Below are 22,957 nucleotides of genomic sequence, written 5' to 3'. Positions count from 1 at the left end.
AAATCCTGAGTTGCGATGTGGTCAGATCAATTCAAAAGAAAGGGGAAAAAGCTGCCTCCGCGCCCGACGAGGGTGCGGAATGCCTGCCAGTTGTCATCGGAAATCACCGGGCCTTCCTCGACTGCGAACAACACGCCCCGTCCCTGTATGAGGCCGAGAATGTCGGTGGATTGCGGCTCTTCAAGAAAGGTCGCGATATTGATGCCGTGCGTCGCGCCGGCGCCACCCAGGCGCCAGTGGGGAGCGAGAAGACGTCCCTCTAGCAGCGCTTCGAGGTCATCCAGCACGGCAAGCCAGGCCGGGCCTATCTCGCCGGGAAAGGTGATGGGGAGCGCGGAGGTTTGCGTGGGTGAGGGGATCCACTCGCGGCGCTGGTCTGTTTCGGTGGCGACCGCATCCCAAAACACGCGGTTTTCCGCAACGAGCGCAAGCATATGCTCCCGGGCGGCGCTGGTGTTTTCGGCGAGCGGCACCTGCTCGAGGACCAGGATCCACGCCACGATCGTGTCGATCGCGCGGGTCTCTCCACCCAACATCCTGTTGCGCTCGCCGGCAAAGCGGGCGTCCAGAGCTGCACCCTCTGCAAAGACTTCGTCGATGATGTCGGCTGGCTGCAAGGCGAGCACGAGATTGGCGGTCGCTGACAGAACGTGCGTGTAGGCGGTGAGCCAGGCAGCATCCGATTGATCGAAATCGACGACCGGAGCGCTCCCGAAGGCCTCCAGAGCTTCGCCCGCCCTTCGCCCACCGAACAGGCCAGCCATCACGGCGGGCAGGCTTTCTGCATCAGAGCGCGTGCCGTCAGCATCAATGTCGAACCAGATCGAACTGACATCCACCGGAACTGTGAAAGTTGTAACGATGCCAAGCGAACCAAGCGTCTCGCGTGCGGCGTCCATCTGCGCATCGACGTCGCTGAAAAGCGTTTCGAGGACAGCACCGGAAAACGGCTCCGGCTCGGGATTGGCGGGCAGGCCGAGTTGCATCAGCGCCAGTCCGAGCATGCCCTGTGTCGCGCCGTACCGATAGCGGGTTTGCAGCGCGTTCTCGACCCCGCGCAAGAACTGTGCGCCAGCGAGAGTGAAGACTTCTTCCTCGGTCGTTGATCCTTGCGCCGATAAGCGGTCGATCATCGGCTGCAAGCCTTCGTTGAAGCTAATCGCGTCGGGGTCAATCGCGGCGGACGTTTGGGAGGACGGGCCTTTCTGAGCGAAAGCCGAACCCGCTGATGCCGCAAATAAAACGGCCGCAAGCACCATGGCAAGCACCATGGAACGTGTCCATGATATCGGCAGTCCGTTGTGCGTTTCCGACTGGGGTGCGGGCATGCTCGCCGTCCGTTGCGGTGTCTGCGAGCCCGATCAGCCCAGTGAGGCGTCGATGCCGATGCAGGCTTCCATCAGGCCCTTCACCGAGCCAACCGATTTGTCGAACTGCTCACGCTCGGCGATGTCGAGGTCAATTTCGATGACCTTCTCAATGCCGTTGGCACCGATCACGGTCGGAACGCCGACATACATGTCGTTGAGACCGTATTCGCCCTTCAGCGCCGCCGCGCAGGGAAGCACGCGCTTTTTGTCCTTGATGTAACTCTCGGCCATGGCGATCGCGGACGATGCCGGGGCGTAAAAGGCCGAGCCGGTCTTCAGCAGGCCAACAATCTCCGCGCCACCATCGCGCGTCCGCTGGACGATCTGGTCGAGTTTTGACTGGCTCATCCAGCCCATCGAGACGCAATCATCCAAGGAGATGCCGCCGACGGAAGAATAGCGGGTGAGCGGCACCATTGTATCGCCATGGCCGCCCAAGACGAATGCGTTGACGTCTTCTACCGACACATCCAACTCCTCGGCGATGAAATAGCGGAAGCGTGCGGAGTCGAGCACGCCCGCCATGCCGCAGACCTTGTTCTTGGGCAGGCCGGAGAATTTCTGCAGCGCCCAGACCATGGCGTCGAGCGGATTGGTGATGCAAATGACAAAAGCGTCGGGAGCGTATTTCGCGATACCTGCGCCGACTTGCTGCATGACCTTGAGATTGATGCCCAGGAGATCATCGCGGCTCATGCCAGGCTTGCGCGGAACACCTGCCGTCACGATGCAAACGTCGGCACCCGCGATGGCCTCATATCCTGTTGTGCCCGACAGTTTGGCGTCGAACCCGTCGACCGGGGAGGATTCCGCGATATCAAGGGCTTTGCCGTGGGGGATGCCGTCTGCGATGTCGAACATCACGATATCGCCCAACTCCTTCAGCCCCGCCAGGTGCGCCAGCGTTCCGCCAATCTGGCCTGAACCGATCATTGCAAGTTTTTTGCGAGCCATGCTCTTCCCCCGAAATTTGGTCGAGCCGGCTAGGCCCGTGCGGTTGCTGTCGGCCCCTGTTCCCCCGGGGCCGCGCGATGGCTGACGTTTAGGTAATGTCCAGCTTCGCCTTCCTTTGGGTCGTAAACCTGCACCCGAACCGGTTCAAGTTGGGCAAAGGCCTAAGATGGAAGCGAAACAAAGGCTTACGCAAAGGTAAGCTGATCGCCGACGACAGTAGGCGTTCAGGCTGCTTGAGCGTTTGCTTTGGCCCGTCTGGGCGCGCGCAAATACTCTTCCGAACGCATGTCGATGAGCCGTGAAGCGGTCCGATCAAAGGCAAAGGCTTCATTGCCGCTGTTGGCATCATACAGCGCATGCGGTTCGGCATCGGCCGAAGCGATCAGCTTGACGCCAACATCGTAAAGGGCATCGATCAGAGTAATGAACCGCTTGGCTTCATTGCGGTTTTCCGCCCGCATCATCGGGATGCCATCGATCATGACGGTGTGGAAGCGGTGGGCGATGGCGAGATAGTCTTCCGCGCCAAGGGGCTTCTCGCACAAATCGGCGAACACAAACCGAGCGACCCCTTGGGCCTGTTTGGGAACGGGCACGATCCTGCCTTTCACGGCAATGGTGTCCTGTTGGCCGGGCGCCGCTCCGGTCAGACGTTCCCAAGCGGCGTCCATCGCGTGGTCAGAAACCGGTCCCAGAGGATTGTACCAAGTGGGTGCCGCCGCAAGCTTATCGAGTCTGTAATCCCGGTGTGAATCAAGCTCGAAACTGTCAACATGCCGATGCAACAGTTCGACAAACGGCATGAACAGTGCGCGGTTCAACCCGTCCTTGTATAGGTTGGCGGGCATGACATTGGACGTGGCGACGAGCACCACACCGCGCTGAAACAGTTGGGTGAACAACCGCCCCAAAATCATCGCGTCAGCGATGTCGACCACATGGAACTCGTCAAAGCATAGAAGCCGGGCTTCGTTGGCGAGCTGGGTTGCGACCGGCGGGATTGGGTCGTCGAGTTTTGTTTTACCCTCTTTGAGCGCTTGCCGATGAGCGTGGATGCGGTCGTGGACATCGGTCATGAATGCATGGAAGTGCGCACGACGTTTACGTTTGAGCGGCGCAACATCGAAGAACAGGTCCATAAGCATGGTCTTGCCACGCCCGACGCCGCCCCAGAGGTAAAGACCCTTCGTTACCGGCGCTTCGCCCCGACGTTTCGCAAACAGCCAGCCCAGCGCGCTGGACTTCCGGGCGAGCCGTTGCTCTGACAATTCAGCATTCAAACGATCTAGCAGATCGGCGGCGCGCCTCTGTATGGCATCGTCATCTATGTCGCCTGCGCGCACGAGAGCTTCGTAGCGCGTCGCAACCCGTTGATGCGGAGGCAGCAAGGGGGCGGGCGGCTGCATTTGCCCGCTGACAGGTCTAGGCGATGTCCCCCGGCGTGCCATGCGCGGCCCTCACTATCTTACGACCCGCGTCAATCCCCCGACAGACGTGGCGCGTGTATCCTAGCGGAATACCGTCAGGCCCTGTCCGCTTTCCAGCTGCCCAGCATAACGGGTACCGCCGGTGCGAAACAACCGGGCCAGAGGTGCACCATCCTCGCCCTTCAGAAGAACTTGCCGACCTTCAACGGACCAGGCTGAGAGGGCTGCCAGCTGCACATCGCCACAGTTGCGCGTGGAGGCCCGGTAGCCGCCAGTCCAAGTCGTTAATGAGAGATTGATCGAGCAGGTAGCCGATGGTGTGGATGCCGACCACACGCCGATGAGATCATCTTCGCTTACTTCCGCGCTCTCACCATCTGCCAGCGGGGGTGCAAGTGCTGTATCGACGGTGCCATCAATGGGCGTCCCATCTTCCCCCGCAGCTTCCGCCAGCGATTCCGACGATAGGTCCGACATCTGCACAGGTGGGTTGAGTGTGGAGCTTGCCACCGGTGTGGTTGGCGTGGCGGGCAGCGGCCCGGGTCCGCGACGGTCCATGAAACTCATGCAGCCGGCGAGCATAAAGCTCAGCCCCACAAGGCTCGCACCTTTGAGGAAGGATGAGCGCGTGGGTGATGTCGTCGTGACAACGCCGCGCAACGTCTTGTTTGGTTCGCGACTTGTCGCGGGACTTGTGTCCACCATTTTTATGATCTTTCCGATGCTGCCGGCGGGTTGCGCCGGCCCGTGCATCTTTCATGTCGCCCCTTGCGAATCGCTTTTATGTGGCCTTGTGCTGCTCGACAATGTCACGGAGCGTTAAGGCGGGCGTTCGGCAATGCGAAGATTGAAGCTGTTGCCCCGCTGTCACGCCGAATGCGCGATGCTTTCACCATTGATACCATCGAGCGCGGTCAACTCGGTCACAAGATCAGCGATGCGCGGGCGCAGACGGCTGGCCAGCTCAAGATAACGGACCACCCGCTGACCGGGCGCCAACTTATGGACCTCGGCGGTTTGCATATCCCATGTACGAACATCAAGATTACTGCCCAATGCGAGCTTGATCGAGCGGGGCAAAGTTCCATCAATCATGACGACATGATCGATCCGGGGAGCGCCGGCAAATGCGTACAGGCCGAGCGGTTTGAGCCCGCTACCGGCGCTATCGAGCGGCAGCCGCGCCATCGCCCGTTGCAGCGCCGTATCAATGGTTGAGTCTTCGTGCGTGGTGGCCGAGTAGATGCGCAGCGGCAAATCCCTGCCAACCTGCCGCAACTCATCGATGGCGATGACTTCTGCCAGAACACCCAGGCCTACGCCCGCGGTACCAACAAACAGAACCCCGCGATCAAACATCGTTTCTCTCCCCGGCAGAACCGCCAACACGTACGCTACAGTTTTGGTAGGCCAACCGGCCGTCTCGTCTCCCCAGACTGAACGGTCGCGGAAGTAGTCTAATACAAAGCGTTATCGCCCCACACGCTTGGTCAACAAAGCTTTGTACCAAGCTTTGTTGCCGAATCCCTAGCGCCCAAGTACTACCAAAGAGTAACAGATTTACGTACGCCCATACCGGTTCGATAAGGCCAAGACAAGGCCTCGCCACGCGTACCGACTTCGCGGTTCAGCCTTGAAGTGTCCCTACGAGTTGCGCGACGACCGCCTCATCTTCCAGCTGCATAGCCGCCGCTACAAGCGCGACGGCTCGAGGATGCAGCGGGATGTCGCCATCAGGGATGGCGATGGCCACCTGCCCTTGGGAGTCCACTGTCACGCTGACTTGATCGGCCGGAACAAGGGTGCCCTCAGGCTTGGTCTCGCTGACCAAACGAATGGCTTTGCCGGACGCTGTAGGGGTCTTTTGCATGGCGCCACAGTCTCACACCGCTCCTGCATGGTGCAAGCGTGAGATTGTATGGCGCTGTGGCGCGGTTAACTCGACTTGTCGACCCCAGCGTAAGCCTCCTCGCCCCAAACGCGCCGAACCGTCCGGTCACGACCGCAGGATGTGCGATAGAACTGATAGCGCAGCGGGTTCTTCTGATAATAGTCCTGGTGGAAGCCTTCGGCGTCCCAGAAGGTGGACGCGTCGAGCACGCGGGTCACGATGTCCCGGCCCAGCATTTGCTCGGCTCTGGCGATTTCGGCCTCAGCCACCGCGCGTTGTTCATCGTCGATCGCGAAGACCGCGGTGCGATAGGAGTTTCCTCGATCGCAGAACTGGCCGCCGTCATCGGTCACGTCGACGGTCCGCAAAAAGGTGTAAGCAAGGTCTTCGTAGCTCACCACGGTTGGATCGTAGACCACTTCAACCGCCTCAAGGTGTCCATCGGGTCCGTGGCTGCGGTAGGTGGGGTTGTCGGTCGTGCCACCAATATAACCCGATGTCGTTTCCAGCACACCGGCGACGTGATCGAAGTCCTTTTCCACGCACCAGAAGCAGCCTCCAGCGAATATGGCCGTTTCGGTCTGCGCGGAGCTCGCGGCCTCGTCATTGCTTTGACTATTCGCAGATGGTGCGAGCGAGAAGCCAACCAGTGCGGTTGTTGCAATCGCAACGGCAAAGGCGCTGAGGCGGTTTTGACGGGTCATGAGGTTTTGCCTCCGATCGATCTGTGGGCGTTCTGGTCAATCGCTATGGTTCAGTGACCATTGGTGAGCGTGATATGGCTTCCCGTGAGCGCGATTGCCAACCAAATCTGTTCACGGTCGCGTGTGGCTCGCGTCAGCGGTCTTGCTCTTGATACCACCCGACCAGTCGATGGATTGGGTGCTGAACATGGTCAGTGCAAGGACGGCGAAGGCGAAAACCGAGCCGGCGAGGAGCGCGAAGTCTTCAAGCTGGAGGAACAGATAGAGCACCCCAAACACCGATCCCAGGAGGGCGGCCACCACAAGGCCATGACGCACTCCGCCGAGCGACTGGGCACAGTAGGCCCCGATCAATGTTGCGGTCGCGCTGGCGGCGATCACATAGGCGGGGGCGAACCCAAGATGCTCGGCGATGGATAGGAGAAGGATGTAAAACAGCACAAGCGCTAGGCCGACAAAGACATATTGGACGACGTGCACAGCGCGGCCCGTGCGCACCTCCATGACGAACACGGCCATGAACACCACGCCAATAAAGACGATTGCGTATTTCAGCGCCCGGTCAACCGAAGCGTAGTAGTCGACGGGTTGAAAGAAGCGCACCCCGAACTGATCGTGCGCCAGTTGCTGCAGGAAGCCATTGCCGGTCAACGTGAAGGCCAGTGGAACCGAACGGCCCAGATGGGGGACTTGCCAGCTTGCACCAAAGCCATCGGTGCTGATCTCGGAGCTGGAGGGCAGGGCGGAACCTGTGAATGATGGGTGAGGCCAATCGCTTGTGATCGTTGCGCGCGTGTCCCGTGCGGCCGGAGCTATGTGAAGGGCCCGTGAGCCGTTCAATTCGAGATTGATCGTGAACTCGAATGGCTCGGGTGCGCCACTGAACAGCCCCGGAACGTGGATACCTTGACCGAGCGCTGTGCCTGGTCGCCCGGAGCTTTGCTGTGAAATCGCAAGCGCGCCAGCTGAGCTGGTGCCCAAGCTTGGTTCGAAAGCTCGGGTATCGCCATTGATGTCAAGCACGACGGCATTGCGGATCGCGCGGACGGACGAAATACCAAGCGCAAAGCGCGCCTCGCCCCACAAGAAGCGCGCTGCGTCCGCCGTGACCGACCGAGGGGAGAGCGTTCCAAACTGTCCGGTCAGGGTCAGGTCGGCGGCATAGACGGGGACATCGAAGATCCCGCGCGAGCGTACTTCACTGCGCGCTGAGACCGAGACATCAAGCGTCTCCGGCAGGAAGACGGCCTCCCGGCGAACCGTTCTGACGCTCTCCCGCTCGTCTTCAAGTGTGGTGACCTCAACCTCATAGGGGACCACGATAAAGGGTCCGGTCAGCGCCTGCGCGCCACCCCAGATGCCTGCAATCTCATCTGCAACATCGCGCGCGCGATCTTCGCGTTCGGACACCAGCAACCAGACCAAAGATGCCGGTATGAGCAACACAAGCGAGAGAACGCCGAGCGTGAAGAACTTGAAGCCCGGAGAACGCACAAAGCGGCCGGTGGCGGAAACAAGGGTATCGGTCATGGATTTGCCTGCGGTCGAGGCCCGGACGGGCTGGGGCGTCTGCGCTAGGCTGGAAATATGGCGGCGTTTCGAGGGTGCTGGGACGAAGCCAAGGCCATACTAAGGCGTTGGCGCGGGCCTGATCAGACCCGCGCCAACAGCGTTTGGTTATTCTGCGGGAACGCGATCACCCGCCGGTTCGTCATCAACGAACGTGGTGGGCAGGCCCTGCTTCTCGCGCTGACCATCGCGATAGATTGCGCGGATCAGAGCGAGACCCATCAGGACCATGACGACTGAGAACGGCAGTGCGCCGATCACCATAGCGGTCTGAATTGCGCCGAGCCCGCCGGCGATGATCAGGCCACCGACCACGAACGCCAGTGCAGCACCCCAGAAAAGGATGTGCGGCCGCGCCTTCGGCCCTTCGTCACCGGCTGCATTGATCGTGTTGATGATCAGCACAGCGCTATCGGCCGACGTGACGAGATAGGTCAGAAGCAAGATCACGACGATGATCGACATCGCGAACGCCAGCCCGTCAGAGAGCATCACCGCAAGCATCGCGAAAAGCTGGTCAGCCTGGCCTGCGCCGGTGATCGCTCCGTCAGCGACACCAGACAGTTCAAGATCGATGGCTGTGCCGCCGACCATTGCAAACCAGACGAAGCACATCAGCGCCGGGATGATCATGGCGCCAAGCACATACTCGCGGACCGTGCGCCCTTTGGAGATGCGCGCAAGGAACACGCCAACAAATGGCGCGAAGGCAATCCACCAGGCCCAATAGAAGATCGTCCAGCCGCCTTGCCAGCCGGCCAGCGCATCGCCTGTCTCGGTCCCGTCGGCGGACCAGACCGTGATGATGTTCCCCGGAATGGACACGAGGTAATCGAAGACGCCGACAACCAACGCTTGAGCGCCGAAGAAGGTCGATCCGAATATCAGGAAGAACGCGAGCAGAAAGAAGCTCAGACCCATATTCAGGTTCGACAACCATTTGATGCCTTTGCCGACACCCGACAGCGCGGACAGTGTCGACAGGCCCATGATCACCGTGAGTGCGAAGATGATGCCCAAGGTCGATGAGGATTGCTCGCCCGCATCGTTGACCGCGTACAGCCAATCACCAAAGCCGATGCGTGACAGTCCTGAAATGAACTGTTCAACACCGAAACCAAGGGTTTGCGAAACGCCCAAAACAGTCGCCACAACCGCAACGATGTCCACGACGTGGCCGAGAGGTCCGGACAGACGGTTGCCGAAGATCGGCGTCAGCGCGGAGCGAATGGTCAGCGGTAGGCTGCGGCGGTAGGAGAAATAGGCTAGCGCAAGCCCGACAATCGCGTAGCAGGCCCAGGCCGCAAGGCCCCAATGGGTGAACGACCAGATATAAGCGTCACGGACGTTGCCCGCTGTGCTGCCCTCGGTGATCCCCTGAATGGTCGCGGGGTTCGATGCCCAGTGATACATGGGCTCCGCCGTCGCGAAGGTGAGCATGCCAATACCGATACCGGCACCGAACATCATCGAGAACCAGGAGAAATTCGAGAATTCCGGTTCGTCTTCTTCCGTTCCGAGCTTCAGTCTTCCCGCGGCTGGCCAAAGCGCGAGGACGAAGCACAGGATCAGGAAGAATGCGACAGCATAAACGTACCAATAGCTGAAGGATGCAAGGATGATGCTGTTGAGTGCGCCAAGCACGGAGGCTGCTTGCGCTGGAAACGCGATAGCCCAAATAATGAGCGCACCAACCAGAATCTTGGCGGTGATTGTCACGTCTTTGGTGAAGCCCCGGTAGAAGCCTGATGCGGCAGTCTTGATGGGCAGTTCTGTAATAGGAGGCTTCATAAATATCTTTCCTCACGTGCTCTTCGGCAGGTCTGCTGCGTGCAGACCTTTTTCAACCGATCGGCATTTTTCTTGGGCGTCCCGGATGGGGACCGGCCGTATGTTAGCAAGCTAGAATGTAGATCGCAAAAAATGGCCGAACCGACTGTGGATTGGTCCTTTTCAATCGGGTGACCTGAGATGATTTTTGGGTGCATCGGCCGCGCGCGACTGAGGCCGCCTCAGGCCATCGGAATGCGCGAGAATGATTGAGGTCTCTCGGGACTAGCGTGCCGACTGAGCTGCCTGGCGGGCCGCTTTGTCGAGCGCTTGCAGGAAGCGTGATCGGTCCGCCTTGGAAAACGGCCTACCCCCTCCTTGATGGAAGGGATTGGCGGCGCGAATGTCGGCCATCAGGTCCCGTGTGGCAATTCGCTCACCAATATTGGCCGCTGTGAGGACCTCACCATTGTTCTTGAGCACCTGTGCGCCCGCTTTGACGCACCGATCCGCCAAGGGCATATCATCCGTGACGACGATATCGCCGGAACGGCATTGCTCGGCAATCCAGAGGTCGGCAGCGTCTGGGCCTTCTGGCACGATTTGCAACCTCAACAGCGGGTTGCGCGGCGGGCGAATGCCGCCGTTGCAGACCATAACAACCGGTATCGACAGACGGTCCGCCACCCTTTCCACCTCATCTTTGACAGGACATGCGTCGGCGTCGACGTAGATGGTCATGCTGCCTGAACTCCTATTTGCTTGTTGAGCCGGACGCTGATCCACAAGCACAGCAAGCTGAACACAAAGCACCAAGCTCCCATGAACGGAGCTTGAGCGGCAAACGGTATACCGCGATCAATGAGGATGCCGGTGATACCCGGCCCGATGGCTGTCGAGAAGATCATGATCGTGGTCGCCATCGAACGGATCGAACCCAAATGTCGCGTGCCGTAAACGAAGGGGTACAGGACACCCGCCAATGCGTTGGAAATTCCCTGACTTATGCCCAGCAGTCCCAGCGCCGCGTACCAGTGCCAAATGTCCGACGCGGGGCCCAGCAGCGCTATTCCCAAGCCCATCGGCAGGAGAAGAAAGGGCAAAAGCCGATGTGGTCCAAAACGGTCGCTCGCCAATCCGCTTAGGATGCTGAACAGAATGGCGAGGCCAGCAAAGCTTGCGTAGCCCGGTGTCATGGCCAGCAGCGTCCATCCCTTTTGATCGGCGATGTGCACCTGGTGAAAGAAAATCACCGTCCCGATAAAGCCTGGCGTCAGGAGCACCGGCACCAGCGCAGGAAGCAACCAATGACGCCGGGCGTCGGCGCGGGTCCAATGGCGACCGAACAGGCCGGGCGTATCCATGTTCTCTTCGACCGACTTCGGTGTGCGGCTTCCCGACAGAAGTCGGCGCAAAGCGAGCGCAATCGGGATGGCGAGCAGGAAGGCCGAAAACGCAAGCGTTGGTTGCCAGCCAACCGTGGCAATCGCCAGTACGACCGTTGGCGGCAAGATGATCTCTGACAGTGGGTGGCCAAGGTTGGTTATCGCCACCGCGCGCCCGCGGTGCGCAGCAAACCACCTGCCCATGGCCGTCATCGCGATATGGGTAAACATGCCTTGGCCGCAAAAACGCAAACCAAATAGGGCGACGCCCAAGAGCCAAACGGTGGGCGCGAAGGCAAACAGAACAAGTGCGCTTGCGAAGGCCATCGAGATGACGGCGACCAATGCGGCGAAGGGCACACGGTCGGCCCAGTCTCCGCGCCAGAACAGCAGCGTTGCCGATGCCAGCGTTGCGACCGTGTATAAGCTCCCCCACGCGCCATCGCTCAGTGCATGCTTGGCCTGGATCTCACCAGCAAACAGCGAGATGAACCAGGTCTGCCCGAATGAGCTGCTTGCGGTCAGAAGAAAGCCCGCGCCAAGCCAGCGCGCGTTGGCCGCTATGAAGCGCGCAAAGCCGGGCGTTTCGAGAGTGGTTGAAGCGGTTGAGGTCACGGCGAGACGTCGGCGCTGCCGATCCGGAAAAGCGTAAGTGCACCATTAGCTGCAGGATATGCGCGCAGCTTTATCGGCTCCACTTGATGGAGCAGCCCATGCTGGCAAACTGTTCGGCTGGCCCTGAAGACGTCTCGCCGATCATCCGCATCGCGTTCACAAGTTCCGGCGTCCGACCGGAGGCATCGCCGCGTCGAGCGTCGTCCAGACGACCGCGATATTGCAATTCGCCCGCCGCGGAGAAGCCGAACGGGTCGGGTGTGCAGACCGCTCCATAGGATTTGGCAACGTGCTGCGCCTCGTCCACCAGATAGGGGAAGGGCAAGGCCCACTTTTCGGCGTAAAGCTTCATTTTCGCGGGGCTGTCCTCGGGGTAGGCGATGAAATCATTGGCGTTGATCCCAGCCACGCCGAACCCTTCATCCATGAGCGTCCGAGCGTCGGCGGCGAGGCGATCAGCGACGGCCACCACGTAGGGGCAGTGGTTGCACATGAAGACGAGCACGAGACCCTTCTCGCCCATCAGGCTATCGAGGCTGTGCTGGTTTCCGTCGCAATCGGGAAGCGTAAAAGCTTCCGCCTTCCAGCCCATTGGGTGTGTGTCTTGGGTGAGCATGCCGCACCGCCTTCCGCGTCGTCTCACGCGAGGGTAGAGGCCCGCGCCGACAAGCGCAACGCAGGACGATGATCAACCATCAGGGACCGATGGATCGATGTTCAGGTCGATGCCGACCGGGTGGTGATCGGTCGGCCAGACACCATCAGGTCTCATCTGCAGCACGAAGGGCCGGGCGACAGCCTGGGCGGTGCCTGACAGACCGAAATGGTCGATTGCTCCGAACAGATGCAGCCCGCGATTGAGATGGAAGCTCGCGTGCGGGACCCTGGGGAACGTCAGCCCGACCCTTTCCAGCGTCGCATGGATGCGCGAGCCCGAAAGCGCATTGAGATCGCCCGCAAGGATCACCGTCTCGCCAGCTTCGATCCACGGCGCGACGCGTGAAGCGGTCAGCGCGGCGGCGCCGTTGCGGTTGGTCCGGCTGAACGCATCGAAATGCACGCTGACCACGCGGAACAGGGCGCCGCTGTCCCTGTCTTCGAACTGCACCCACGAGGCGAAGGAGGGTGAAGCGCCATCGAACCCGCGCGAATAGATCCGGTCCGGCTCTTCGGAGAAGAACCACCAGCCCTGATCGCGCACGCCGAAGCGTTCGGGGCGGTAGAAGATCGGCTGGGTGCCGGGGAAGGCGCGCCAGTCGCCCATCGCTGCCGCGGCATAGCCGGGGTTGTTCTCGAGCAGCCAGTCGCGCGCCAGATTGATGCTGCCATCGCTGCCGCGCCAGAAGCTCTCCATCTCCTGGAAGGCGATGATGTCCGCGTCGAGCGCCTTGAACACGGTGTCCATCGGCCCCTTGCGCTCCTCCCAGCCCGACAGGCCCCAGCGCCCTTCCCCCTGAAAAAGCACGATGTAGTGGACATTGTAGGAGGCGATCCGGATCGCGCCTTCGGGCTTGTCCGGCGGCGGGGAGGCCGTCGACAGGCGCAGGTGCTGAAACGCGACCACCGCCGCAAGCCCGGCGATGATGGCGAAGACGAACTGGAGGATGCGCAGGAGCAAGGACGGTCCGTGGGTGCGGCAGGCGGAGGCCCGTCAGCCAAGCACGTTTTGGATGCAGCGCTCCAGCCCCGCGCCTTCACACTCGTGTGACCGGGCATGTCTTCCGTTTGCAGCTCAAAAGGCGCAGCACAAGAAGCGCGAGCCGACATTGCCGGTTCGCGGTGTCATCGTGCTGATCGCACGTTGAGCCCGGACTTGATCCGGGGAAGCGCAAGACCAGCGCTATCAGCAATGCGGGGCAGACGGGGTGCCGTGCGGCGTCGCCTGTGTCTTTGATATGTCTGTGGCGCTGCCTCACGGATGAACCAGAGGCTCGAGCACCCCGTGCGAAGCGTTCTTTGGCTTATACAAAGGCGGCTTGGGCAGGCGAGCCACCCGGACCGTAAGGCGCTACCTCTAGCGGAATCAACGCGCCAGGGATGGGTTCGGGATGAAAGCGGTCGGGCCATTCGCGGTTGTTCCGACGGCTTTTGCCGTGGAACAGAGCCACATCCTGCGGTTGTTCCGGAGGAACAGAGCCACAACCTGCGGTTGTTCCGGAGGAACAGAGCCACAAGAATGGACCGGAGCGTCATCCCCACCAACACTGTCGGCCTGATGCAAACCATCAGACGCCTTTGACTTCACCCTCAGCACCTTTGCTGGGCGTGACCCCATAAAGAAGACTGAGCGCTTCGCCCCTCCACCGGCCCGGGACACGACCCCGAGCGCCTCGTCAGATGATCGGCGAAAGGCGGGAGGGATGATGGGGGAAGGAATAGGGGGCGGGGATAAATCCAGCGGTTGTGCCGCAGACACGTAGGGTCGGTGGCACAGAGCAAAAAAGGAGGCACAGAGCAAAGAAGGATGTCGGTCGTGCAGCGAAAGTAACGCAGCCGCGAGCGTGCTGAACGAGCGGTTCCATCACCAAGTGTCACCCTAGGCCTCGTGCCTACGGTCCATACCATCCCGGCCGCGTCATAATAGCGGCAAGCACCACATGGGTCCTCGGGCCAAGCCCGAGGATGACGGTCTGTGGAGCTGGAACCCTTCTGGCTGAACCGTAAAGCGATGACGGCCTACGCATCGCCCGGCGGGAAAACGGCTAGGCTTTATTGTCTCTGTCTGCGTTCTTGGCTAATGCGATCGCATATTCAGCGTAGGCGCGCATCTCCGGGCTATGTTGGTAAAAGGCAAGGATTTGCGCCGCGTAGTCGCGAACGAACGGAATTACAACGTGCAAAAACTGCATTTGAGGATCGCCTGCGAGCGTTCCAAATAGCTGTAGACCACCGCCGACAGCACCTGCCGCAACAATCGACATTAAACAGAAGAAGACGGCCTTTCGGACGGTAACCATTGCTGCGTAACCCGTCCGGCCAACGGTCCAGTCAAAGTGAAGCAATAGGTCTCGCAGCGGCCTGTGCGCGCTCCTCGTCTCTTCATCAACGAGATCAGCGTCATCAGTGAGAATACCGAGAAGGGTGTTCCCGGGTGCTTCAATTTCACGAAGCAGTTGTGCCTGTTGAAGGAACCGGTCAGCGCGCTCGACCAAGTTCTTTCCTTCTTCCGTGCCAAGCAGAAAGGCTCCGTGCTGCCGGGCCACGTTGGCAAGAAGCCCGTTAACTTCGGGCTCAAGCTCTTCCGTCATGGTCGGCCCGTCGGCACTTTCAAATGCAAGGTGCATTTCCATCAACGCTCCGCCGGTCGCGAAGAGTCCGGCAAGGTCTAGCTCCTCAAACGGGCGATTGATTTCGACGGCATACTCCTTGATTGCGAAAGCAAGTTCCGGGTGCGAATTCTCTAGCTTTATAGCCATTGCAGCCAGCCGCTCGGTCGTCGAAATCAGCCGGGGGAGAAGCTTCTCGCTCGCGTTCGCATCATCCTCGGTTGGTGGCGCCCTTGTACGCGCAAGTTTGCCGTTTGTCGCGGAGTATGCTGGACCCGGTCCCGGATCAGGCTCAGCCGGCGGTTCGTCGGCCTTGTCCAGAGGTTCACCAAATGCGTTCGCCTCCCGCTCAACGATGTCGAGTTCCGTCTCCCGCTCGATGATCGCTTTGATCTTGGCGTTGACGTGGGCGGGGCCTTGCTTCCAGTCCTCTTCCTCGATCTCAAGGACGCGGGCGACTTCGATGCGCTCGTTGGCGGCTGCCGATAGCCTAAAGGTTGGTTTGCCTTGCAACCGCGCTTCGTACCAGTCGATCCAGACCTCCCAATCTTCCTCAAGATCGAGAAGGCTTTGGCGGAGGGTCTGCCAATTCTTGCGCGCCCAGTTGCTCTCTCCGTCTGGCCATAATGGTTGAAGAGCGAGGGTTTTCCCCGCCTCGATTGCCTCGACATCAGCAGCGTCGGCAGCGGCGTAGGCAGCGTCGGCAGCGTAGGCAGCGGCGTAGGCAGCGCGGGCAGCAGCGTCGGCAGCGGCGTAGGCAGCGTCGGCAGCGTAGGCAGCAGCATCGGCAGCGCGGGCAGCAGCGTCGGCAGCGTCGGCAGCGTAGGCAGCAGCATCGGCAGCGCGGGCAGCAGCATCGGCAGCAGCGCGGGCAGCAGACGCAAGATCAGCGCCATGGGCTGGATATGTGGCCGCAGCCCATGGCGCTGCCATAGCGCGAAGACAGGGCAGCAGGATAGTTCGGGCGAGTTCGGACCGTTCATCAAGCTTGAGAGAAATAAACGCCGGCATGGCGCGTAGCGCCGCTCTTGCCGCGAACGCGATCACTTGCTCGCGCCCGCCCTCGCGTTCGGCGACGGTGCTTAAAAACGCCTCAAGCTGCTTGCGATTCGTAACGTCGATGTCGGCCATGTGTTCCCAAGCCCGTAGAAGCGGACAACATGGCACGCACAGGTTGGGCTGGCCAGATGATCAACGCTGGCGCCGCAGCTTACCACTGCGCGTCGCCCTCCGGCCTGTCCCGAGGGTCCATGCGATGCCGGCGGCCCGATGGAAGGTGGAATCTCAAGCATGGACCCCCGCCATAAGGGTGGGGGTGACGGCATGGGATTGGGGCGAGGCACAATGGAAAAACCTCGGAACGCGTCAGCGTGTCCGGGGCCTTGAGCCGACTATTCGACGAGGCCCCGGATCAAGTCCGGGGCTTTGGTGAAAGTGGCGTGACCATAGCTGTTGGTGCGCGCCCGCTCCGGGCGTGCCGCCCAACCGCTACACCCATTTTTCGTGTGCGTTCGCTCTGGGTGTGCCACCCGACCGCTACACCCTTCTCTCCACCATCATCTTCTTGATCTCAGCAATCGCCAGCGCGGGGTTCAGCCCCTTGGGGCAGGCCTGGGCGCAGTTCATGATCGTGTGGCAGCGATAGAGGCGGAACGGGTCTTCGAGATTGTCGAGCCGCTTGCCGGTTTCCTCGTCGCGGCTGTCGATGAGCCAGCGATAGGCCTGCAGCAGCACCGCCGGGCCAAGATACCGGTCGCCGTTCCACCAGTAGCTGGGGCACGAGGTCGAGCAGCACGCGCACAGGATGCATTCGTACAGCCCGTCAAGCTTTTCGCGGTCCTCGCGGGCCTGTTTCCACTCGCCCTGCGGCTGCGGCGTCGCCGTCTGCAGCCAAGGCTCAACCGACGCATGCTGGGCGTAGAAGTTCGACAGGTCCGGAACAAGGTCCTTGACCACCTTCATGTGCGGCAGCGGGTAGATCGGCACGTCCTTCTTGCGCACCTCGTCCGTGCCCTTGGTGCAGGCAAGCGTGTTGGTGCCGTCGATGTTCATCGCGCAGGAGCCGCAAATGCCCTCGCGGCAGGAGCGGCGGAAGGTCAGCGTCGGGTCGACCCTATTCTTGATCCAGATGAGGGCGTCGAGCACCATCGGCCCGCAATCGTCGAGGTCCACCGTGTAGGTGTCAACGCGCGGGTTCTCGTCGTCGTCCGGGCTCCAGCGGTAGATCTTGAACTGCCGCGTGTTGGTCGCGGCACTTCCGTCCTCTTTGGTGGGCGCCGGCCAGGTCTTGCCGGTGGAGACGGTGGAATTCTTCGGAAGCGTCAGTTGAACCATGTGTGCTGCAAACCGATCCTGCCGAGGGCATGTGCCCCCTGTTCCCCGACGGCGTCGGGGCGCTTGTCAGGCTTGCTTTCCTCCCTGGATAATTGAACCGCCTTTCGAGCCAACCTTCACATAAGGCAGATCGTTGGCCTCGGTGAACTCGCGATACGCCTGTTCAGCGCCGTCCCAGTTGCCGCCGGGCTTCACATCGTCGAGCAGGATATGCGCGTTGGCCGACCAGAAGGGGCGCGAGTTGTTCAGGATCTGCAGGGTGGGGATGTACAGATCCACATCCAGCAGCATCACGTCGATGGGTGGCAGGCTGCTCCAGTCCACTTTGACGGCGTCGCCCGCCAGCGTGTGCATGTTGGAGAAGCCGTTCGCCTCGATGTTCTTCTTGAAGATTTCTTCGTCGTTGTACGAGAACGCGCTGAACGCGGCCCGTTTCTTCTCGCGCGCGTTCACCTCGTGCTCGACATGCTCGTCGACAAAGCCGGAGAACGTATCAACACAGTAATAGGGACGTGTGTCGCCCATATCGCGCATATGCTCGAGCAGGAAGACAGTGCTCTTGCCTTGCGCGACGCCAATTTCAACAATGCAGCCAGGTTCCGAGCCGCCATCGGCTTGGCGCGTCGCGTCGATGGCATTGCACAGCCAGGTTAGCTGCGCAGGAACCAAGCCGTACGGGTATTTCGGGCGGGTGACCGAATTGATCGCCGGTGTCCGGTACACAACATACTTCGCAACGGTCTTTGCGCGATCGACCAGCGAAGCGGAATCAGGCGAGTTGGACGACATCGTCGTACGCTCCTAGTACACGCGGGCTTTCGGTTTGATGTAGGCGATGTCGTTCGACATGGTGTAGGTGTGCACCGGCCGGTCATCGAGCTTCACGGATCTCTCCTCAACATCAACAAATGCCAATGTGTGCTTCATCCAGTTCACATCGTCGCGTTCGGAATAATCCTCACGTGCGTGGGCGCCGCGCGATTCTTTGCGGTTGACCGCCGATTCAACGGTCACCACCGCCTGCGCGATGAGGTTTTCATATTCGAGAGTTTCGATCAGGTCGGTGTTCCAGATCATCGACCGGTCCGTCGTTTTGATATCGTCGGTACCGGCCCAGACATCGTTGATCAGCGTTGCGCCTTCCTCGAGAACTTCGCCGGTACGGAACACCGCGCAATTGTTCTGCATGACCCGCTGCATCCTCAGCCGCAGATCAGCTGTCGACGTCGAGCCGTTGGCGTAGCGAGCCGCATCAAGGCGCGAGAGCGACAGGTCCGCAGAATCGGCGGGCAGTTCCGGATGCTTCTCACCGGGCTCCAGCGTATCGCCGCAGCGCGCGCCGGCCGCCCGACCGAACACGACCAGATCGATCAGCGAGTTTGAGCCGAGGCGGTTTGCGCCGTGAACGGACACGCAAGCGGCTTCACCAATCGCCATCAGCCCGGGTACCACGGTGTCCGGGTCGCCACCGACCTTTGTGAGCACTTCGCCGTGATAGTTGGTTGGGATGCCGCCCATATTGTAGTGAACCGTCGGCAGCACCGGAATGGGTTCCTTGGTGACATCGACACCAGCAAAGATGCGCGCGCTTTCGGAAATCCCCGGGAGGCGCTCATGCAGGATGTCGGGATCGAGGTGATCGAGGTGAAGGAAGATGTGGTCGCCATTCTTGCCGACGCCGCGCCCGTCGCGGATTTCCATGGTCATGGAACGCGAGACCACGTCGCGCGATGCAAGGTCTTTGGCGGATGGCGCATAACGCTCCATGAAGCGCTCGCCCTCTGAGTTTACCAGGTAGCCGCCTTCACCGCGTGCGCCTTCGGTGATCAGGCAGCCCGCGCCGTAAATGCCGGTCGGGTGAAACTGCACGAATTCCATGTCCTGCAGCGGAAGACCCGCGCGTAGCACCATCGCGTTGCCATCGCCGGTACAGGTGTGCGCAGAGGTTGCCGAGAAATAGGCGCGGCCATAGCCGCCGGTCGCCAGCACCGTCTTGTGTGAGCGGAAGCGGTGGATCGAACCGTCTTCCATGCACATGGCGACAACGCCGCGGCAGGCGCCGCTATCGTCCATGATCAGGTCGATGGCAAAATACTCGATGAAGAATTCCGAGCTATTGCGCAGCGCCTGGCCGTAAAGCGTGTGCAGGATCGCGTGACCCGTCCGGTCGGCAGCGGCACAGGTGCGCTGGGCGGGTGGCCCCTCGCCATATTTGGTTGTCATGCCGCCAAACGGCCGCTGGTAGATCTTGCCATCTTCGGTGCGCGAGAACGGAACGCCCCAATGCTCGAGCTCGTAGACCGCTTCCGGTGCGTTCTTGCACAAATACTCAATGGCATCCTGATCGCCCAGCCAGTCAGATCCCTTGACCGTGTCGTACATATGCCAGCGCCAGTCATCCTGGCCCATATTGCCCAGCGACGCGGAAATCCCGCCTTGCGCGGCGACGGTGTGCGAGCGTGTCGGGAACACCTTGGTGATGCACGCCACTTTCAGGCCCGCTTGGGATGCCCCAACAACCGCACGAAGACCCGCGCCTCCCGCACCGACAACCACAACATCATAGGTGTGGTCGGTAATCGGATAGGCTTGGCCGTTCGTCGCGGGACCCGATGCCCCGTTTGCGGCTCCATTGCCATTTTGCTGTGCCACGAAGCGTCAGCCTCCAAAGCTCATTTTCAGGATCGCAAAAATCGACGCGGCAGCGACGATGATGGCGAAAAACGTGTTGCCCAGAAGGGCCAGGATCTTGGTCAGTTCGTTGTGAACATAGTCTTCAATGATCACCTGCATCCCAAGGCGCATGTGGATCGTTCCCGAGATCACCACAAGCATCATGATGATAGCGGCAAGTGGCGAACCCATCACCGCGACAAATTCGGCATGAGAGGCGCCCTGAAGTCCGATCACCATCACGATGAAGAACAGGATTAATGGCACGTTGGCGAGAGCGGTCACGCGTTGGTGCCAGAAATGATCGGTGCCCTCCTTGGCCGAGCCCAAGCCTCGGACCCGGGAAAGAGGCGTTCGCATTTTAGACGTTCCAGCCATTAGCGTCTGTTTCCCATTTCACACTTCATCGCACCGCAAAGCTCATCGCACCGCGAAACCGATGATCCACAAGATCAGCGTCAACGACACAGAGCCGATCAAGGTTGCTCGGGCGAGAAAGTTTCGACCGAACTTGTCGAGGCCACGCCCGGTATCCCAAACAAAGTGCCGAATGCCGCCAAGCATGTGGTGCATCAATGCCCAGGTGAAGCCGAACAGGACAAGCTGCCCGAAGATCGACCCGAAAAGGTCGGTCACGACATCATAGGGTTGTGGCCCCGAGGCAGCAGCAAGCAGCCAGATCACCATCAGAACGGTTCCAAAATACAGCGCTGCGCCCGTGATGCGGTGCACGATGGACATAAGCATCGTGAACAGCATCCGATAGACCTGCAGGTGCGGTGAAAGCGGGCGATTGTCGCCCGGTGCGGTGCTTGCCATGGAAGCGCCCTTCAATGCTCAACCGAGTGAGATGCCGCCGAACCCGAGGGACCCCGATGTCCCGAAACGGCTTTCAAGTGTGTTGTAACGCCGCCGGTCGGCTCGGTCGAGCCGACCATGGTCGAAAGCCGGGCCGCTTTATTGCCGCACAAACATTACGTTTACGTAAGATGCCTGTAGGCCTCATTCTTTTGCCGCCTTATTAATGGAAAGGTAACCCTAACCGCCCTAACTGATCTGCTGGTGCATCGTTCAAGGCCTACGGAAGGGCAATGGCATGCGGTCTACCGACGGCGTTCTTTCTTTGGTGCTGGCCGCCCTGGCGCTGGTTTTGGGTGGATCCTGGGTATTGACCCAAGGCGAGGAGGCGGACCGCAAAGCCCGCGGCGAAGCGCTTGCCACTCTGATCGACCGGGTCACCGGTCCGAAAGGCTTCGACTATTCCGGGCCTGTCCCCCTTTGCCGAACCGGTGATTTCGATACCTGCGTCATCGACGGCGATAGCGTGCTGTTTCGCGGCGAGCAATTGCGCCTTGAGCGTATCGACGCGCCCGAAATTGCCGATGCACAATGTGAGAACGAGGAAATTCTCGCCCTGCAAGCCCGTGACCGGCTTTCTGTTGCGTTGAGCAACACGCCCTTCCGCGTGGTTCGCTACGAAGATGACCGGTATGGGCGTACGCTGGCCCGCTTGCGGACCGAGGATGGCTGGATCAGCTCGGTTCTGGTGGACGAGGGCCTCGCGCATTGGTGGGATACCGGTCGCGGTTGGTGTTAGCCGCTTAATCAGTTTCTGAAGGCCCTTCTTTGCGCTTTGTTTGCTATTCGCATCTAGCGTTTGGGCATGCGCCACCTTCGAGCCTCAAAGCACCACAGCCAATCGCGCGCCGGTTCCGGCGGTCGCGCCCTTCGTTCGGATGGCTCAAACGTGGTCGCGTTGTCATCGCTTCGTCGGGCGCGATGGCTGAACCTTATTATGATTGCTGTGCTTGGCGTGTGTGTCGGGATGCTTGCCGTAGGATTGGTTACCGAACGCGAGCGCATATCTACCCTGATCGCCGCTGTAGCCGACAGGTTGGGTACGGAGCTTGTAAGCCGAGACCCCGCCCGGAGCGCGGTCGCCATGCCGGTTTGCCGCTCGTCGTCTACACAGACCTGCGTGATCGATGGCGACACCATCCGGCTCTATGGCGAGAGCATTCGCCTACAGTCGCTTGATGCGCCAGAGTTGTTTTCGCCAAGCTGCCACGCGGAAAGACAGCTTGCGGAGTTGGCGACCTACCGATTGTCCGAGCTTCTTTCCGGTGCACCGTTTGAAGTCGTCCGCGGGGACAAAGACCGTTACGGTCGCACGCTGGCGCGGCTTCGGACGGAGGATGGCTGGGTCGGTTCGCGTCTTGTTGAGGATGGTCTTGCGCAGTGGTGGGATAACAGCCGCGGTTGGTGTTAGCTTGGCGCTTGGCCTTTATGCGTTGCTCATCGGCGTGTTCAGCTATGCAGCAAACGCTTTTGCTCAGAAGGATCGGTGAACGCTAAGATTGGTCATCGTTCCGGTGCCACTTGGAATTTGCGCTGCCATCTTGCTGTCGGTTGAATTCTTCCTCTATTCGACCTGATGCTCGATCTAGCCGCCTATGCCGTGATGTTTGGATCCGCGTTTCTCGCGGCGACGGTCTTCCCGGCTCAGTCGGAACTGGTTCTCATCGGTTTTCTGACCGCCGGACAGCACTCGGTGGCTGGCATGTTGATCGTCGCGAGCATCGGCAACGTGCTTGGGTCGGTCGTGAACTACTATCTCGGGCTTGGCATCCAGCACTACCGTGACAAACCCTGGTTTCCGGGCAACGAGAAAGCGCTGGCGCGCGGCCGAAAGTTCTACGCGAAATGGGGACGGTGGTCGCTTTTGCTCGCCTGGACACCGGTGATCGGCGACCCGCTGACGGTGGTTGCGGGCGTCATGCGCGAGAAGCTTTGGGTATTTTTGGTGCTCGTGACGATTTCCAAGGTGACACGCTATGTATCCCTCGCAGCGATCACGCTGGGGATCATTGGCTGATGGGAAAAACGTCCCGAGACGACCCCGCCCATGACGAGTGGGCGAGGTCTTTTTTTTGGGGGGGGGGGGTGGGGGGGGGCGGTTACTTGTTAAACGGCCGCGGTATATTAGGCGCGCGCCGGGT

General features: G+C 60.5%; 22 protein-coding genes. 3 read left to right on the top strand and 19 right to left on the bottom strand.

Translation table 11 applies throughout. From position 1 onward, the window contains the following. Window positions 1-26: 26 nt before the first annotated feature. The 19 genes from AAF739_16635 to sdhC all read right to left on the bottom strand — a co-directional run bounded on the left by AAF739_16635 (window position 27) and on the right by sdhC (window position 20,777). Complete coding sequence (locus AAF739_16635) at window positions 27-1,328, bottom strand: hypothetical protein (GenBank protein MEM6384302.1); 1,302 nt, start codon at window positions 1,326-1,328, stop codon at window positions 27-29. A 33-nt stretch (window positions 1,329-1,361) separates the two neighbouring features. Continuing rightward, a complete protein-coding gene (gene mdh, locus AAF739_16630; protein MEM6384301.1) occupies window positions 1,362-2,324 on the bottom strand; it encodes a malate dehydrogenase in 963 nt (320 codons plus the stop codon). Between the two features lie 224 nt (window positions 2,325-2,548). After that, window positions 2,549-3,730 carry a cell division protein ZapE gene (zapE, locus tag AAF739_16625; protein MEM6384300.1) on the bottom strand — a complete coding sequence of 394 codons (1,182 nt, stop codon included), beginning with the start codon at window positions 3,728-3,730 and terminating at the stop codon, window positions 2,549-2,551. 102 nt (window positions 3,731-3,832) lie between these two features. Next, window positions 3,833-4,456, bottom strand: a complete 624-nt coding sequence (locus AAF739_16620; GenBank protein MEM6384299.1) for an AprI/Inh family metalloprotease inhibitor — start codon at window positions 4,454-4,456, stop codon at window positions 3,833-3,835. A gap of 162 nt (window positions 4,457-4,618) precedes the next feature. Then, a complete protein-coding gene (locus AAF739_16615; protein MEM6384298.1) occupies window positions 4,619-5,110 on the bottom strand; it encodes a hypothetical protein in 492 nt (163 codons plus the stop codon). A 268-nt stretch (window positions 5,111-5,378) separates the two neighbouring features. Further along, complete coding sequence (locus AAF739_16610; GenBank protein MEM6384297.1) at window positions 5,379-5,621, bottom strand: hypothetical protein; 243 nt, start codon at window positions 5,619-5,621, stop codon at window positions 5,379-5,381. Between the two features lie 65 nt (window positions 5,622-5,686). Then, window positions 5,687-6,346 (bottom strand): peptide-methionine (S)-S-oxide reductase MsrA, encoded by a 660-nt coding sequence (gene msrA, locus AAF739_16605; GenBank protein ID MEM6384296.1) that lies wholly within the window; start codon window positions 6,344-6,346, stop codon window positions 5,687-5,689. Between the two features lie 111 nt (window positions 6,347-6,457). Then, window positions 6,458-7,876, bottom strand: a complete 1,419-nt coding sequence (gene creD, locus AAF739_16600) for a cell envelope integrity protein CreD (protein MEM6384295.1) — start codon at window positions 7,874-7,876, stop codon at window positions 6,458-6,460. 147 nt (window positions 7,877-8,023) lie between these two features. Continuing rightward, the gene (locus tag AAF739_16595) at window positions 8,024-9,712 is read right to left on the bottom strand and encodes a BCCT family transporter (GenBank protein ID MEM6384294.1); all 1,689 of its coding nucleotides are present in this window, start codon (window positions 9,710-9,712) and stop codon (window positions 8,024-8,026) included. Window positions 9,713-9,970: 258 nt separating this feature from the next. Next, a complete protein-coding gene (locus AAF739_16590) occupies window positions 9,971-10,426 on the bottom strand; it encodes a YaiI/YqxD family protein (protein MEM6384293.1) in 456 nt (151 codons plus the stop codon). Beyond that, window positions 10,423-11,685, bottom strand: coding sequence for an MFS transporter (locus AAF739_16585; GenBank protein ID MEM6384292.1), 1,263 nt, complete (start codon window positions 11,683-11,685; stop codon window positions 10,423-10,425). Before AAF739_16585 ends, AAF739_16590 begins: the two co-directional genes overlap by 4 nt. Before the next feature lie 70 nt (window positions 11,686-11,755). Further along, complete coding sequence (locus AAF739_16580) at window positions 11,756-12,301, bottom strand: thioredoxin family protein (protein ID MEM6384291.1); 546 nt, start codon at window positions 12,299-12,301, stop codon at window positions 11,756-11,758. Between the two features lie 72 nt (window positions 12,302-12,373). Beyond that, window positions 12,374-13,303 (bottom strand): endonuclease, encoded by a 930-nt coding sequence (locus tag AAF739_16575; GenBank protein MEM6384290.1) that lies wholly within the window; start codon window positions 13,301-13,303, stop codon window positions 12,374-12,376. Window positions 13,304-14,387: 1,084 nt separating this feature from the next. Then, window positions 14,388-16,082 carry a hypothetical protein gene (locus tag AAF739_16570; GenBank protein ID MEM6384289.1) on the bottom strand — a complete coding sequence of 565 codons (1,695 nt, stop codon included), beginning with the start codon at window positions 16,080-16,082 and terminating at the stop codon, window positions 14,388-14,390. A 405-nt stretch (window positions 16,083-16,487) separates the two neighbouring features. After that, complete coding sequence (locus tag AAF739_16565) at window positions 16,488-17,285, bottom strand: succinate dehydrogenase iron-sulfur subunit (protein ID MEM6384288.1); 798 nt, start codon at window positions 17,283-17,285, stop codon at window positions 16,488-16,490. A gap of 66 nt (window positions 17,286-17,351) precedes the next feature. Further along, window positions 17,352-18,008, bottom strand: a complete 657-nt coding sequence (locus AAF739_16560; GenBank protein ID MEM6384287.1) for a class I SAM-dependent methyltransferase — start codon at window positions 18,006-18,008, stop codon at window positions 17,352-17,354. Between the two features lie 78 nt (window positions 18,009-18,086). Continuing rightward, window positions 18,087-19,937, bottom strand: a complete 1,851-nt coding sequence (gene sdhA / locus AAF739_16555; protein MEM6384286.1) for a succinate dehydrogenase flavoprotein subunit — start codon at window positions 19,935-19,937, stop codon at window positions 18,087-18,089. 6 nt (window positions 19,938-19,943) lie between these two features. Then, the gene (gene sdhD / locus AAF739_16550) at window positions 19,944-20,318 is read right to left on the bottom strand and encodes a succinate dehydrogenase, hydrophobic membrane anchor protein (protein MEM6384285.1); all 375 of its coding nucleotides are present in this window, start codon (window positions 20,316-20,318) and stop codon (window positions 19,944-19,946) included. A gap of 60 nt (window positions 20,319-20,378) precedes the next feature. Further along, complete coding sequence (sdhC, locus tag AAF739_16545) at window positions 20,379-20,777, bottom strand: succinate dehydrogenase, cytochrome b556 subunit (GenBank protein ID MEM6384284.1); 399 nt, start codon at window positions 20,775-20,777, stop codon at window positions 20,379-20,381. 277 nt (window positions 20,778-21,054) lie between these two features. Here sdhC and AAF739_16540 point away from each other — a divergent pair, with 277 nt between their 5' ends. The 3 genes from AAF739_16540 to AAF739_16530 all read left to right on the top strand — a co-directional run bounded on the left by AAF739_16540 (window position 21,055) and on the right by AAF739_16530 (window position 22,833). Continuing rightward, window positions 21,055-21,555 (top strand): thermonuclease family protein, encoded by a 501-nt coding sequence (locus tag AAF739_16540; GenBank protein MEM6384283.1) that lies wholly within the window; start codon window positions 21,055-21,057, stop codon window positions 21,553-21,555. A gap of 66 nt (window positions 21,556-21,621) precedes the next feature. Beyond that, the gene (locus AAF739_16535; protein MEM6384282.1) at window positions 21,622-22,227 is read left to right on the top strand and encodes a thermonuclease family protein; all 606 of its coding nucleotides are present in this window, start codon (window positions 21,622-21,624) and stop codon (window positions 22,225-22,227) included. A 165-nt stretch (window positions 22,228-22,392) separates the two neighbouring features. Then, a complete protein-coding gene (locus AAF739_16530; GenBank protein MEM6384281.1) occupies window positions 22,393-22,833 on the top strand; it encodes a YqaA family protein in 441 nt (146 codons plus the stop codon). Window positions 22,834-22,957: the final 124 nt, after the last annotated feature.

Source organism: Pseudomonadota bacterium (assembly GCA_039024915.1).
In the GTDB taxonomy this organism is placed as follows: Bacteria; Pseudomonadota; Alphaproteobacteria; order Rhizobiales; family MH13; genus MH13.
Note: the sequence above shows the minus strand (reverse complement) of the source record. Positions and strands in the feature narration are given on the sequence as shown.